General features: G+C 44.7%; 13 protein-coding genes. 11 read left to right on the top strand and 2 right to left on the bottom strand.

The genetic code is table 11. The features are described from left to right. Positions 1-14: 14 nt before the first annotated feature. On the bottom strand, positions 15-1,028 hold the full coding sequence (ubiU, locus tag L4C44_RS13975) for a ubiquinone anaerobic biosynthesis protein UbiU (protein WP_017068227.1): 1,014 nt from the start codon (positions 1,026-1,028) through the stop codon (positions 15-17). Positions 1,029-1,205: 177 nt separating this feature from the next. Continuing rightward, on the bottom strand, positions 1,206-3,245 hold the full coding sequence (locus L4C44_RS13970; RefSeq protein ID WP_146490662.1) for a sensor domain-containing protein: 2,040 nt from the start codon (positions 3,243-3,245) through the stop codon (positions 1,206-1,208). Between the two features lie 258 nt (positions 3,246-3,503). On the opposite strand from L4C44_RS13970, the gene ubiT reads away from it, so the two are divergent. The 11 genes from ubiT to L4C44_RS13915 all read left to right on the top strand — a co-directional run bounded on the left by ubiT (position 3,504) and on the right by L4C44_RS13915 (position 13,852). Further along, a complete protein-coding gene (ubiT, locus tag L4C44_RS13965; RefSeq protein ID WP_419184283.1) occupies positions 3,504-4,031 on the top strand; it encodes a ubiquinone anaerobic biosynthesis accessory factor UbiT in 528 nt (175 codons plus the stop codon). Further along, positions 4,015-4,518, top strand: coding sequence for a GNAT family N-acetyltransferase (locus L4C44_RS13960; protein ID WP_146490664.1), 504 nt, complete (start codon positions 4,015-4,017; stop codon positions 4,516-4,518). Before ubiT ends, L4C44_RS13960 begins: the two co-directional genes overlap by 17 nt. 160 nt (positions 4,519-4,678) lie before the next feature. Continuing rightward, positions 4,679-5,077, top strand: coding sequence for a DNA polymerase III subunit psi (locus tag L4C44_RS13955; RefSeq protein ID WP_146490665.1), 399 nt, complete (start codon positions 4,679-4,681; stop codon positions 5,075-5,077). Beyond that, positions 5,070-5,525: a ribosomal protein S18-alanine N-acetyltransferase gene (rimI, locus tag L4C44_RS13950; RefSeq protein WP_285954265.1), complete on the top strand. Its 456-nt coding sequence runs from the start codon at positions 5,070-5,072 to the stop codon at positions 5,523-5,525. The genes L4C44_RS13955 and rimI overlap by 8 nt, the downstream gene beginning before the upstream one ends. Positions 5,526-5,698: 173 nt before the next feature. Continuing rightward, entirely contained in the window at positions 5,699-7,279 is a 1,581-nt protein-coding gene (prfC, locus tag L4C44_RS13945) for a peptide chain release factor 3 (RefSeq protein WP_061018717.1), read from the top strand. 105 nt (positions 7,280-7,384) lie between these two features. Continuing rightward, positions 7,385-7,540 (top strand): DUF5363 family protein, encoded by a 156-nt coding sequence (locus tag L4C44_RS13940; RefSeq protein ID WP_285954336.1) that lies wholly within the window; start codon positions 7,385-7,387, stop codon positions 7,538-7,540. After that, positions 7,521-8,351 carry a TatD family hydrolase gene (locus L4C44_RS13935; RefSeq protein WP_428805310.1) on the top strand — a complete coding sequence of 277 codons (831 nt, stop codon included), beginning with the start codon at positions 7,521-7,523 and terminating at the stop codon, positions 8,349-8,351. Before L4C44_RS13940 ends, L4C44_RS13935 begins: the two co-directional genes overlap by 20 nt. 204 nt (positions 8,352-8,555) lie before the next feature. Next, positions 8,556-9,818 (top strand): NupC/NupG family nucleoside CNT transporter, encoded by a 1,263-nt coding sequence (locus tag L4C44_RS13930; protein ID WP_060982613.1) that lies wholly within the window; start codon positions 8,556-8,558, stop codon positions 9,816-9,818. 523 nt (positions 9,819-10,341) lie between these two features. Further along, positions 10,342-11,118, top strand: a complete 777-nt coding sequence (gene deoC / locus L4C44_RS13925; protein WP_010436196.1) for a deoxyribose-phosphate aldolase — start codon at positions 10,342-10,344, stop codon at positions 11,116-11,118. 108 nt (positions 11,119-11,226) lie between these two features. Beyond that, the gene (gene deoA / locus L4C44_RS13920; RefSeq protein ID WP_285954267.1) at positions 11,227-12,555 is read left to right on the top strand and encodes a thymidine phosphorylase; all 1,329 of its coding nucleotides are present in this window, start codon (positions 11,227-11,229) and stop codon (positions 12,553-12,555) included. Positions 12,556-12,631: 76 nt separating this feature from the next. Then, a complete protein-coding gene (locus L4C44_RS13915) occupies positions 12,632-13,852 on the top strand; it encodes a phosphopentomutase (protein WP_285954268.1) in 1,221 nt (406 codons plus the stop codon). The last annotated feature ends 56 nt before the right edge of the window (positions 13,853-13,908 follow it).

Here is a 13,908-nt window from a genome sequence, read left to right as displayed (position 1 = left end):
TTCTCCATTTGGCTCTATTGCCATTTACGGTGATAAGCGCCAAGCGTGGTTTGTGTACCTTCAGATACATTCGCCAGTGTCGCATTCCAAGCTTGTTCAACTTGGTATTGTTCTGGGTTCGCTAAGTAGCGATCGATAGCAGCGCGCCAAGTACGAGTCACTTGCTCGACATAAGCAGGGCTGCGTTGGCGGCCTTCAATCTTCACTGAGGCAACGTTTGCAGCGAAAAGCTCAGGCAACATGGATAGCGTGTTGAGGCTGGTGGGCTCTTCAAGTGCGTGATAGCGCTTACGTTCACCATCGATCTCGGCTTCAAAGCGGCCTTTACACAGCGTTGGGTAGCCAGCGTTCTCACCTGCTTCATACTTATCGATAAGGATCTCATTCAAGCGAGACTCTAGGCCCGTTTCTGTTTCTTGCCAGCGAACGTATTTCGCAGGAGAACAAGCGCCCACTGTGTTTGGTGATTCGCCCGTCATGTATGAAGAGAGGTAGCATCGGCCTTCTGCCATGATACATAAGCTACCAAAAGCGAATACTTCAAGGTCAACGTCAGAAGTGATGTTACGAGAAAGCTGTTTAACCTGATGAATCGATAACACGCGCGGCAGTACGACACGTTTTACGTTGAAGTTCTTGTGGTAGAAGTCGATCGCAGCGGCATTGGTTGCAGAAGCTTGAACTGATAGGTGCAGTTCTAGATCTGGATATTTGTTTGCAGCGTACTCAAGCACAGCGATGTCTGCGATGATCAGTGCATCAACACCCAGTGCAGCGGCGTTGTCTACGGCATTGGTCCAACGGTCGAAGCCATTTGGGTGAGCAAACGTATTTAGAGCAACATGAATTTTCTTGTTGTGGTCATGTACATACTGCACAGCACGATCGAGCTTTTTACCCGCAAAGTTTAGGCCTGCAAAGTGTCGGGCATTGGTATCGTCTTTGAATCCGATATAGACAGCATCCGCACCGCAATCAATGGCGGTTTTCAAAGCAGGTAAGTTACCCGCTGGGCATAAGAGTTCCATTTGCTCACTACCAGTAGAATTAAGTTGAAGCGGGCATTTTATGAAGAATTGTGAATGACGGAATTGATGTAAGGCAGGTTTAGATGGATAAATCTGCTTTTACTCCGTTTGAGGTACTGACGAGTGACCGTTTTACATGTTGGCTTGGCTTGAACGTGAGATATTTGAATCGGCTTGTTAGTTCTTATGGCGACGATTTTGGGCAAATAGCTCTTCGACATCTTGTTTTGGTTGAGGGCGATAGAAGTGAAAGCCTTGAATTGAACTACAATTGAGGTTAGACAGTAGAGTCGCTTGCTCACTGGTTTCTACACCTTCAGCAACCACGGTTAAATCGAGAGACTTACCAAGGTTGATGATGTTTTCAATTACAGTAATTTGCTTTGGTAGGGTATCGATATCAGAGATGAAAGCACGGTCTATCTTAAGTTCATCAATTGGGAATCGAGCTAGGTAAGATAGTGATGAGTAACCGGTACCGAAATCATCAATCGATAGAGCGAAGCCGAGCTTTTTAATCGCGTTGAGCATTTGCAGTGTGTGTTCACTGTCACTCATCACCGCGCTTTCCGTTAGCTCAAATGTAATCGCACTTGGGTCAAGCTCTGTCGAACGCAGCAGCTTTTCCATGTAATCAATCAGCTTCGGATTTCCAAACTGTTCAGGAGAAAGGTTGATTGCTACACGACCAGGGAGAATTCCCTGCATCTTCCAGCGCTTAACCGTAGCAAATACTTCACGCATAACCACACGACCAAGTTGTTCGATAAGGCCGGCTCGCTCCGCTACTGGGATGAACGCCGCTGGACTAATATAACCCTCTACAGGATGTTTCCAACGAACTAGAGCTTCAGCGCCGTTGATGGTGAAATCTCGTGCGTTGACCTTAGGTTGATACCAAACCTCAAGTCCATTCTGTTGCAGCGCTTTTTGTAGTTCAATCTCCAGCCACAGTCGCATACGCGCTTCTTTGTTCATCTGTTCGTTGAACTTGATTAGACGATTGCGACCACGATCTTTGGCTTCATACATTGCTGTGTCTGCATTTTGCAGCAAGATACGAGCATCAGTACCGTCTTGAGGAAAGCTCACACTACCAATCGAGCAGGCTAAGCGTTTACTAAAATGGTGAAGATCGAAAGGTTGATTGATCAGGGAAATGATCTTTTCAGCGAGCATTTCAGGTGTTCGCTGATGTTCGGGTTCTGGCAGGATAATACCAAATTCATCACCGCCTAAATGCCCAATTACGGCTTTACGAGGCAGTAAGCGTTTAAGGCGTGAGGCGACCTCTTTAATCACTTTATCACCGATGTGATGACCAAGTGAATCATTGATATTTTTAAAGTTATCAATGTCTAAGTAAAGCATCACAACCGGCGTATCGTTGTGAATGAATTGCTCAAGACGCTTAGTAAACCCAACTCGGTTGTAGAGCTTGGTCAGTGCATCGATGTAGGCATCTTCACTGTTTGCCGATGTATATTGTTTTGCGGTTTCTTGTGCGTCTTGAATAAGCACCAACTGAGTGTTACTTCCAAGAACGGTGGTAGAGTCGATGTTGAGCTGAACCTTACGTTCAAAGCCGCATCGGGCACCCGTTAAGCAAACCAAACCAGACTCAGAAATAATAGAGCTGAGTTTATTATTGAAGACTGTTTTGGTTTGTTCATCGATAAATAGGCGTCCCAACTCTTCGCCAATTAACTCTATGGTGGAGTTAAAGCCAAGCAAGCGCGCTGCAGCTGGGTTGGATGACAAGATGTAGTCACTTTCAACTAGCAGTAACCCGTCTGGGAGTAGGTGAGATAGTTTGTGAAATTTTGCTTCAGATTCTTCTAAAGAACGGACGAGTACTTGGTTTTCTGATGTGTCGAAGGCATGAAAGACAATGTAGTCAGTTTTGTTGCCATTGGTAAGCGGAGACAGGCTGAAGTGAAGGCTGGTATCGAGATCGGTTTCGTTGAGGGTGACTTCGGCCTCAATCGACTCGCCATTAAATGCACGCTCATAGTAAGGTTTAAGGTGCTGGTAGAATTGCTCGCCCAATGTTTGACGGTCATTCATGCCTACAAGCTCTGTTTGACTCAAACCAGCAATATCGCAGTAACGCTCATTCACCATAAAATAGTTATGTTGAGCATCAAGTACTGCGAAAAAGAACGGACTGTTTGCAGTTAGCTGGGTAAACCAATGTTGTAGTTGCTGGGGAGGCATCAAAGTACTACCAATTCTCCAAGAGCTTGAATATTCACTATCGATAAATATTTATTACTTTTTGTGTAGCTATCGATATTTACCTGTGAGTGCAGCGAACCGCTGTAATTCTCATTACCTGAGTTACTATAACTGTGATTTTCAGGATATTAAAGGTCGAGCATCAAACAGAAGTTAATTTGATACATAACAGTAACTGAGATCTCAACATCATCTATGATGTATTCCATATTATTGACAAAGTTACGGATAAGTCACGTGATAAACAAGATTCGCACTCAACTAGTTCAAAATGCCGCATCAATTTTGCGATCTCCAGTCCAGTTATTGCCTAAAACAGTACAAAAAAGAGCCTTGTTGGAGGCGCTTAAGAATGTCTTTAAGGAAGCTTTAGAGGACGGTGACTTTGAATTTTTAGAAGACAAGTGGCTTAAAGTCTCAATAAAAGATATGGGGTTAAGTTGGTGTATTAGCTACAAAAATGAGCAACTAGTTGTAGCTGATAAAGAGGTGGCTGAAGATGTAAGCTTTAGCGGTAATCTTAACGATCTTGTGTTGATTGCGGGGCGTAAAGAAGACCCAGATACGCTTTTCTTCCAACGTAGACTGTCTATTGAGGGCGATACCGAGTTAGGTTTAGAAGTTAAAAACTTGATGGATAGCGTAGATTTGGACGTATTGCCGAGCCCTATGAAAACTTTGTTAAATCAATTAGCTGATTTTGTGCAGAAGGGAGTACAATCCCCAGATACACAAAGTGAGGTAATGAATGCTTATTCGAACTGAAGCACCGGCAGATATACTTGTCATCGATCGTTTATTGAAATCTGTTTTTGAAACAGATGCAGAAGCTAACTTGGTTATGAATTTGCGTGAGAATAGCCATTTAACGCTATCGCTGGTCGCTTGTTCTGATGAAGGCGAAGTGGTCGGTCACCTGATGTTTAGTCCTATCACTCTTGATGGTGACGATCATAACTGGCAAGGGCTTGCACCTCTCGCCGTGAAGGAAGAGTTCCGCAATCAAGGTATTGCCACATCACTGGTTGAAGATGCGTTTTCTACTTTGGTTGATTTCGGTTATCCAGCCTGCGTTGTGTTGGGTGATCCAGCTTATTACGGTCGCTTTGGTTTCAAAGCTGCAAGTGAATTTGGCCTGAGTTGTACTTGGGATGTGCCAGAAGGCGTCTTTCAAGCGATTGAGTTGGTAGAAGGTGCTCTTACGGGGCGTCCTGGCGAGGTAGCTTACAGCCCAGAGTTCAACGAGTTATAAAGCTATTTCCAACGCAATATGATGCAAACTGATTTGGTCTAAATAAAGGAGCTTGATGCTCCTTTATTTTTTGTTAGTATCAGCCCAACTCTAATGGACTGTTTTAAAGTTTGCTCTGATTAAGCCTCCCACCACCAACCTAAGGTTATAACTGCTAGATATGTCACAAACACACGCACAATACCTGCAAGAGATGGGCATAAGCCAATGGGAGCTTAGTCACCCAGAACGTTTGGCGGGTTATGAATCTAAACTGACTCCGCTAGCGAGTGATTGCAAGTTACTTTTGGTTTCGCCTGAAAAACCTCAGGAAGATCTCGCCGTGATGTTTGAGCGTGTACTCAAGAGTATCAAGCTTGATTTATCTCAGGCACTACACGTTCAGCCTCAACACCTAACTTATATCGAACTCGGTGATGTTGAATGGGTATGGTTTGCTGGGTGTGAGTCTGCCCAAGAGCTGAATGCAAAAACGCTTCAATCTCCATTACTGTCTGACATCAATGGTAATAACCAACATCGCCGCGACTTATGGCAACAAATTTGTGCTTATGACTAATCAATTTTTACCGACTTCACAACAACACCTAGACGCTATTTGGCAGATAGAGCAGACCGCGCATTCTCACCCTTGGTCTGAAACCATGATTCGCGATCTCGATAGTCGAGGTGCTTGTCATCATGTTCTTGAAGTCGATGGGCAAGTAGTCGGATACTTCTTCGCCCAGAACATCGTTGGTGAAGTCACGTTACTTAATATTGCGGTAGACCCAAGCCAACAAGGCAAAGGGTATGGGAAAGCGTTAACTGAATATTTCCTTGATATGTGCGAACAAGCTGACGCCGAGAGTGCTTGGCTGGAAGTTCGTGAAAGTAATGTGCATGCTTTTAATCTTTACGAGAAGGCTGGCTTTAATGAAGTCGACCGTCGTCGTAATTATTACCCAACCAAGCAAGGCAACGAAGATGCGATCATTATGAGCTATCTTTTCATGTCGTTTAGCTAATCATATTATGTCTTTTAGCTAACCCTAAATAGCTAACCACAGAATCAGCGATAAATAGGGTGTAAACTGACCCTTTAGAAAGTGACACGCTTTCTGTATAATCCGCACACAGAATTCAAGGGCAAGTATTATCTACTTGCCCTTTTTACGCTTTAGATCAGCAAAGGGCGACTATGTCTTTCCAACAAGAAGTGAGCAAACGTAGAACGTTTGCAATTATCTCTCACCCGGATGCGGGTAAAACCACGATTACTGAAAAAGTTCTTTTATTCGGAAACGCGATCCAGAAAGCGGGTACCGTAAAAGGCCGTGGCTCTAACCAGCACGCTAAATCTGACTGGATGGAGATGGAAAAAGAACGTGGTATCTCGGTAACTACGTCGGTAATGCAATTCCCATACAATGATTGCCTAGTAAACCTACTAGATACTCCAGGACATGAAGATTTCTCGGAAGATACGTACCGTACACTAACTGCGGTTGACTCTTGTTTGATGGTTATCGATGCTGCGAAAGGTGTCGAGGATCGTACTCGTAAACTAATGGAAGTAACACGTCTACGTGATACGCCAATCGTAACGTTTATGAACAAACTTGACCGTGACGTCCGTGATCCAATGGAAGTGCTTGATGAAGTAGAGAGCGAGCTAGGTATGGCTTGTGCTCCTATCTCATGGCCTATTGGTTGTGGTAAAGAGTTTAAAGGTGTTTACCACATTCACCGTGATGAAACGATCTTGTATGAATCTGGCCACGGCCACGAGATCCAAGAAGTTCGTATCATCAAAGGTCTAGATAACCCAGAGCTAGATGAAGCGGTAGGTGCTGATCTAGCGGAAAGCGTACGTGAAGAGCTAGAGCTTGTTATTGGTGCTTGTCCTGAATTTGATCACGACTTGTTCCTAGCGGGTGAGCTAACGCCGGTGTACTTTGGTACTGCATTAGGTAACTTTGGTGTTGACCATATGCTTGATGGTCTAACTAAATGGGCTCCAGCTCCTCAAACACGCCAAGCGAATGAGCGTGATGTTGAAGCGACTGAAGAGAAGTTCTCGGGTTTCGTATTTAAGATCCAAGCAAATATGGACCCTAAACACCGTGACCGTATCGCATTCATGCGTATCGTTTCGGGTACTTACAACCAAGGTATGAAGATGAATCATGTTCGTACTGGTAAGAGCGTAAGTATCTCTGATGCGGTAACCTTCATGGCGGGTGACCGTGCACGAGCTGAGAAAGCATACGCGGGTGATATTATCGGCCTGCATAACCACGGTACTATTCAGATTGGTGATACCTTTACTCAAGGTGAGAGCCTAAAGTTCGCTGGTATTCCTAACTTCGCACCTGAACTATTCCGTCGTATTCGCCTACGAGATCCACTGAAGCAGAAGCAACTTCTTAAAGGCTTGGTTCAGCTTTCAGAAGAGGGCGCAGTACAAGTATTCCGTCCTATGCAGAATAACGACTTGATCGTTGGTGCGGTTGGTGTACTTCAGTTCGACGTGGTTGTAGCGCGCTTGAAAGCGGAATACAACGTGGAAGCTATCTACGAAGGTGTTAACGTTGCAACAGCTCGTTGGGTTGAGTGTGATGACGCTAAGAAACTGGAAGAGTTCAAACGTAAGAACCAATCTAACCTAGCGTTAGATGGCGGTGACAACCTGTCTTACATCGCACCAACTATGGTTAACTTGAACCTAGCTTCTGAGCGTTTCCCTGAAGTTCAATTCCGAGCGACGCGCGAGCACTAATTTCTCCGAGCTCTATTCGAGTTAAACAAAAACGTCTATTGTTCTGCAGTAGGCGTTTTTTAATACGTGTTATCTGAGGATGGAGACTGAGATTTGAGCATGAGTATGTTGGGTTGGATAAAAGCTTGGGTTAGGAAATACGATAAGTGGTGTGAAGAGCTTGGCTTAACGCCTGAAAATAAGCGTAGCTGTGTACCTTATCGTCGTGACCTGCAAGGCCAGAAAGCAGAGAATGGAAAAGATGACACAGCAAATAAGTGACTTTCCGCTGTTTGATACTCATTGCCATGCGGATTTTGAGGCGTTTAAGCAAAATATTGTAATTGATCAGGGAACTACACTTGATCAAAGTATTGATCGCTACCTCAAAGAAGCGAAACAAGCGCAAGTCGAGAAGCTACTCATCCCTTCTATAGGTCAAAATAACTGGCATAAGCTTGAGAAAATTGCGCAATCCTACCCCAACGTTTATTACGCGCTAGGCTTTCATCCTTACTTTTTAGAGCAAGCGGATGAGGTGCAATTTGAAGAGCTGCGCCAATTACTCTCTTCTAAAATACGTCAATGTGTCGCGATAGGTGAGTGCGGACTCGACTTTTTTATGGACGTTGAACGAGAGAAGCAAGAGCGCTTTTTCATCCAACAAATGGAGCTAGCGAAGGCGTTTGAGCTGCCTTTGATTGTCCATGAAAGGAAGTCTTACAACCGACTTATCGAGCTAATAAAGCAGCACAAGTTCACCTTAGGAGGTGTGATTCACGGTTTTTCAGGGAGTGAACAGCAGGCTTTAGCGTGGATCAAGCTCGGTTTCTATATTGGTGTCGGTGGGACGATAACTTACCCAAGAGCACAAAAAACACGCACAACCATCGCGAAATTGCCGCTTGAATACTTGGTATTGGAAACGGATGCTCCTGACATGCCCATGCATGGAAACCAAGGAAATGTTAACCATTCCAAACATTTAGTTACGATCTTAAATGAACTTTTTTTGCTTAGAAAAGAGCCAAAGCAATCGATTGCAGCGCAAGTTTGGCAAAATAGCCATCGCGCATTCGGTATATGTGAATAAAATCGAAGGTTTTTGTTTATCGTTTGCGTAAATTGCATTGGGCTTGTGATTTAGCTCACATTTGCGTGTGAATGGTACATGAATCTTGTACGAAAGTGTGAGGACGGCATTACTTTATTAGTGGTCGCATGAGTATAATTGCCTCCGCTTTATAGCCCCATTTTGTAACACGCCAATAAATAACTAATAAGGAAGTCATAAACTATGAGCCTGTTTATGAGCCTAGTCGGAATGGTTGCACTGATCGCAATCGCAGTACTACTATCTGACAACCGCAAAGCTATTAATCTAAGAACAGTGGGTGGCGCTTTCGCTATCCAATTCGCACTTGGTGCATTCGTACTTTACATCCCTTGGGGTCGTGATCTACTTGCAGGTTTCTCTGCTGGTGTAGCAAACGTGATCGACTACGGTAAAGACGGTACTGGTTTCCTATTCGGCAGCCTAGTTAACTTCTCAGTTGACGGTATCGGTTTCATCTTTGCTTTCCAAGTACTACCAACTCTGATTTTCTTCTCTGCACTTATCTCTGTACTTTACTACATTGGTGTAATGCAAATTGTAATCAAAGTTCTTGGTGGTGGTCTTCAGAAAGCTCTAGGTACTTCTCGCGCCGAGTCTATGTCTGCAGCAGCAAACATTTTCGTTGGTCAAACAGAAGCGCCTCTAGTTGTTCGTCCTTTTGTTCCTAAAATGACTAACTCTGAACTATTCGCAGTAATGTGTGGTGGTTTGGCTTCTGTAGCTGGTGGTGTGCTAGCAGGTTACGCATCTATGGGTGTACCTCTAGAGTACCTAGTTGCAGCGTCATTCATGGCAGCACCTGGTGGTCTACTATTCGCTAAAATCATCAAGCCTGAAACAGATACGCCAGACGACAACATCGCTGACGAAATGGACGGTGGCGATGACAAACCAGCTAACGTTATCGACGCAGCAGCAGGTGGCGCATCAGTTGGTCTACAACTAGCTCTTAACGTTGGTGCAATGCTACTAGCATTCATCGGTCTAATTGCTCTAATCAACGGTATCCTAGGTGGCATCGGTGGTTGGTTCGGTATGGAAAACCTAACTCTAGAACTTCTTCTAGGTTGGATCTTCGCACCGCTAGCATTCATCATTGGTGTTCCATGGGAAGAAGCAACTATCGCTGGTTCTTTCATTGGTCAGAAGACAGTTGTTAACGAATTCGTTGCATACCTAAACTTCGTACCTTACGTTGGTGAAAATGCTCAAGTTGTTGCAGCAACTGGTCAAGTGATGTCTGAGAAGACTCAAGCTATCATCGCATTCGCACTATGTGGTTTCGCAAACCTTTCTTCAATTGCGATTCTTCTAGGTGGTCTAGGTGGTATTGCACCAGCTCGTCGTCACGACATCGCTCGTATGGGTGTTAAAGCGGTTATTGCTGGTACTCTATCTAACTTGATGGCAGCAACAATTGCTGGCTTCTTCCTATCTTTCTAATCAAGTAGATTTAGATATATAGACGCCATAATAATATCGCCCCGTAGCAAGAAATTGCTGCGGGGCTTTTTTGTTTTTAGGCCTAGTGATTTTGAGTATGAGCATGAGCTGATGCTGGGATTCAATAATGGGTCTAGAATGTTTTTTTGAGATACAAACCGTTTGCGTTCTAAGGAGCACTACAATTTATTGATGGATACCTATAATGTATAAGCTTAAGGGATAGGATGTCTCTTGTTGGCAAGAAAGTGACCGCTTGGATTCGTTCAAAGGTTATTGTTCTGGGATTAAGCCAAACTTAGCGATACGCTATAGATGTTAGACACAACATGACTGATTTGTTGTGCCATAGACCAAACTGGTACTGTGCGGTGACAAGGATTGCAATTGGTAGCGAAAGTTATCAAGTCTTCAAGGAACCAAGTCCGTTCATTTGTGACTACTGAGCATTACTAAAATATCCATCTATACTGGATGGGTGGCGAAGTAGTTAACTATTTGAATATATTGATCGGAGATAGAAATGAGCGATTTAAAAGCAGCAGCTCTACGTGCACTTAAACTTATGGACCTAACTACGCTAAATGACGACGATACTACTGAAAAAGTAGTCGCGCTTTGTCATGATGCGAAGACTGCAGTTGGCAACACTGCTGCAATCTGTATTTACCCTCGCTTTATCCCAGCCGCTAAGAAAGCGTTGCGTGAGCAAGGTACTCCAGAAGTACGCATTGCGACTGTAACTAACTTCCCTCATGGTAATGACGACATCGAAATTGCTGTTGCTGAAACGAAAGCAGCGGTAGCGTACGGCGCAGACGAAGTCGACGTAGTATTCCCATACCGTGCTCTTATTGCTGGCAACGAAGAAGTTGGCTTTGAGCTAGTGAAACAGTGTAAAGCAGCTTGTGGTGACATCACACTTAAAGTGATCATCGAAACGGGTGAACTAAAAGAAGAAGCACTTATTAAGAAAGCTTCTCAAATCTGTATCGAAGCGGGTGCAGACTTCATCAAAACTTCAACAGGTAAAGTGCCAGTAAACGCGACTCCAGAGTACGCGCGCATGATGCTTGAAGTTATTCGTGACATGGGCGTTGCTAAAACAGTTGGTTTCAAACCAGCTGGTGGCGTACGTACTGCTGAAGATGCAGCACTATACCTAGCAATGGCTGATGAGCTACTAGGCGCTGAGTGGGCAGACAATATGCACTACCGTTTTGGTGCTTCAAGCCTACTAACTAACCTTCTTAATACATTAGAAGTGACAGACCAGACTGCTGATCCAGCAGCATACTAATTTCCCTATCGGGTATAACAATAAAGTCTGTTTGATGGAGTGGCGTCAAGCCACTCCACATAACCTCTTTCCCTACAAACCATACTCACTAGAGTTTGGGAGGCACTAATGTATCTACCTCAAGAAATTATTCGCAGAAAACGTGACGGTGAAGTCTTAACAGCTGAAGAAATTAACTTCTTCATTCAAGGCGTGGCTAAAAATACGGTTTCTGAAGGCCAAATTGCAGCATTCGCAATGGCAATCTTTTTTAATGAAATGACCATGCCAGAGCGTATCGCACTAACGTGTGCAATGCGTGATTCAGGCATGGTGATTGACTGGAGCCACATGAATTTTGATGGCCCAATCGTTGATAAGCACTCTACTGGTGGTGTTGGCGACGTTACTTCTCTGATGCTTGGCCCTATGGTGGCAGCATGTGGTGGTTTCGTTCCAATGATCTCTGGTCGTGGTTTAGGCCATACTGGCGGTACGCTAGACAAGCTAGAATCTATCCCAGGTTACAACATTACACCAACTAACGAAGTGTTCGGTGAAGTAACTAAAGATGCTGGCGTAGCGATCATCGGTCAAACAGGCGATCTAGCCCCTGCTGACAAGCGTGTTTACGCGACTCGTGATATCACAGCAACAGTCGATAACATCTCGCTAATCACGGCTTCAATCCTATCTAAGAAACTGGCAGCTGGTCTTGATTCTCTAGTGATGGATGTAAAAGTAGGTTCAGGCGCATTCATGCCAACTTACGAAGCGTCAGAAGAGCTAGCGAAATCTATCGTTGCAGTAGCAAACGGTGCGGGTACTAAAACAACGGCAATCCTAACGGACATGAACCAAGTATTGGCTTCTTCAGCGGGTAACGCAGTGGAAGTTCGTGAAGCGGTTCAGTTCCTAACGGGTGAATATCGTAACCCACGCTTGTTAGAGATCACTCTAGCATCGTGTGCTGAAATGTTGGTGCTGGGTAACCTAGCTAAAGATTCAGATGAAGCGCGTGAAAAACTGATGGCAGTGCTGGATAACGGTAAAGCAGCAGAGTGTTTCGGTAAAATGGTAGCGGGCCTTGGTGGTCCAGCAGATTTCGTAACGAACTACGATAACTACCTAGAAAAAGCAGACATTATTAAACCAGTGTACGCGCTAGAAAGCGGTGTGGTATCAGCAATGGATACTCGTGCAATTGGTATGGCTGTGGTTGGTATGGGCGGCGGTCGTCGCGTAGCAACTGACAGCATTGATTACGCAGTCGGTTTTGATCACTTCATTCGCTTAGGTGAAGTAACAAGTGAAGATAAGCCATTAGCAATGATTCATGCTCGCAACGAACAACAGTGGCAAGAAGCTGCAACAGCATTACAAAATGCAATCACTGTGGGCGGAGAATATACAGCAACGCCAGACGTTTACCGTCAGATTCGTTCTGAAGACGTGTAAATAACAGATATCGGTATGCCTAGCGTATACCGATAAACAGAGTTCTGGTGTAAAGAGCAATAAGTTGGTGAAGAAAATGAAAAGAGCATTTATTTTAGTTTTAGATTCATTCGGTATCGGTGAAACAGCGGATGCGGACAAATTTGGTGATGTAGGTTCTGACACTATGGGCCACATCGCAGATCATTGTGACCAAGGTCTTGCAGACAATGCAGATCGTAAAGGTTCACTGACGCTGCCAAACCTGTCTAAGCTAGGTCTAGCGATGGCTCACAAAGAGTCTACAGGTCGTTTTGCTCCTGGTATGGATGTAGACGCTGAGATCATTGGCGCTTACGGTCACGCTGCTGAGTTGTCTTCTGGTAAAGACACGCCATCAGGTCACTGGGAAATCGCAGGTGTTCCGGTACTGTTTGACTGGGGCTATTTCACTGACAAAGAGAACAGCTTTCCAAAAGAACTGACTGACCGCATCCTTGAGCGTGCAGGCCTGTCTGGTTTCTTAGGTAACTGCCACTCATCTGGCACGGAAATCCTAGATAACCTAGGTGAAGAGCACATGAAGACTGGCTTGCCTATCTTCTACACTTCTGCAGACTCTGTTTTCCAGATTGCTTGTCATGAAGAGACATTCGGCCTACAAAACCTATTAGACCTTTGTCAGATTGCTCGTGAAGAGCTCGAAGACTACAACATTGGTCGTGTTATCGCTCGTCCGTTCATTGGCCCAGGTAAAGGTCAATTTGAGCGTACTGGTAACCGTCGTGACCTTTCTGTTGAGCCACCTGCAGCCACCATTCTTCAAAAGTTGGTTGATGAGAAGGGCGGTAACGTTCACTCAATTGGTAAGATCTCTGATATCTACGCGGGTTGTGGTATCACTCAGAAAACCAAAGCAACAGGTATCCCTGCGCTATTTGAAGCAACCAAAGAAGCGATCAATGAAGCGGGCGACAACACTATCGTGTTCACTAACTTCGTTGATTTCGACTCAGCTTACGGCCACCGCCGTGATGTTGCGGGTTACGCAGCGGCACTTGAGTACTTCGATGGTCGTATCAATGAAATCATCGAGATGATGAAAGAAGACGATGTACTTATCTTAACGGCTGACCACGGCTGTGATCCGACATGGCCAGGTACTGACCATACTCGTGAACACATCCCTGTGATTGTTTACGGTCAAAAGGTTCCAGCAGGTTCTTTAGGCCGTCGCGATACTTTCGCTGATATCGGTCAAAGCTTAGCGTCATACTTTGGCACATCGCCAATGGGACACGGTATAAGCTTTCTATAATAGTTAACGAAGAGAGAGGGAAACCTCTCTCTTCTTTTTTTGTTTTGAGATTAAGG

This window comes from Vibrio satsumensis (assembly GCF_050337435.1).
Lineage (GTDB): Bacteria > Pseudomonadota > Gammaproteobacteria > Enterobacterales > Vibrionaceae > Vibrio > Vibrio satsumensis.
Note: the sequence above shows the minus strand (reverse complement) of the source record. Positions and strands in the feature narration are given on the sequence as shown.

Bases quoted from the DNA above. Each gene is read 5' to 3' on its own strand.
- ubiU (WP_017068227.1), bottom strand. From the start codon at position 1,028: ATGGAACTCTTATGCCCAGCGGGTAACTTACCTGCTTTGAAAACCGCC.
- L4C44_RS13970 (WP_146490662.1), bottom strand. From the start codon at position 3,245: ATGCCTCCCCAGCAACTACAACATTGGTTTACCCAGCTAACTGCAAAC.
- L4C44_RS13960 (WP_146490664.1), top strand. From the start codon at position 4,015: ATGCTTATTCGAACTGAAGCACCGGCAGATATACTTGTCATCGATCGT.
- L4C44_RS13955 (WP_146490665.1), top strand. From the start codon at position 4,679: ATGTCACAAACACACGCACAATACCTGCAAGAGATGGGCATAAGCCAA.
- rimI (WP_285954265.1), top strand. From the start codon at position 5,070: ATGACTAATCAATTTTTACCGACTTCACAACAACACCTAGACGCTATT.
- prfC (WP_061018717.1), top strand. From the start codon at position 5,699: ATGTCTTTCCAACAAGAAGTGAGCAAACGTAGAACGTTTGCAATTATC.
- L4C44_RS13940 (WP_285954336.1), top strand. From the start codon at position 7,385: ATGTTGGGTTGGATAAAAGCTTGGGTTAGGAAATACGATAAGTGGTGT.
- L4C44_RS13935 (WP_428805310.1), top strand. From the start codon at position 7,521: ATGACACAGCAAATAAGTGACTTTCCGCTGTTTGATACTCATTGCCAT.
- L4C44_RS13930 (WP_060982613.1), top strand. From the start codon at position 8,556: ATGAGCCTGTTTATGAGCCTAGTCGGAATGGTTGCACTGATCGCAATC.
- deoC (WP_010436196.1), top strand. From the start codon at position 10,342: ATGAGCGATTTAAAAGCAGCAGCTCTACGTGCACTTAAACTTATGGAC.
- deoA (WP_285954267.1), top strand. From the start codon at position 11,227: ATGTATCTACCTCAAGAAATTATTCGCAGAAAACGTGACGGTGAAGTC.
- L4C44_RS13915 (WP_285954268.1), top strand. From the start codon at position 12,632: ATGAAAAGAGCATTTATTTTAGTTTTAGATTCATTCGGTATCGGTGAA.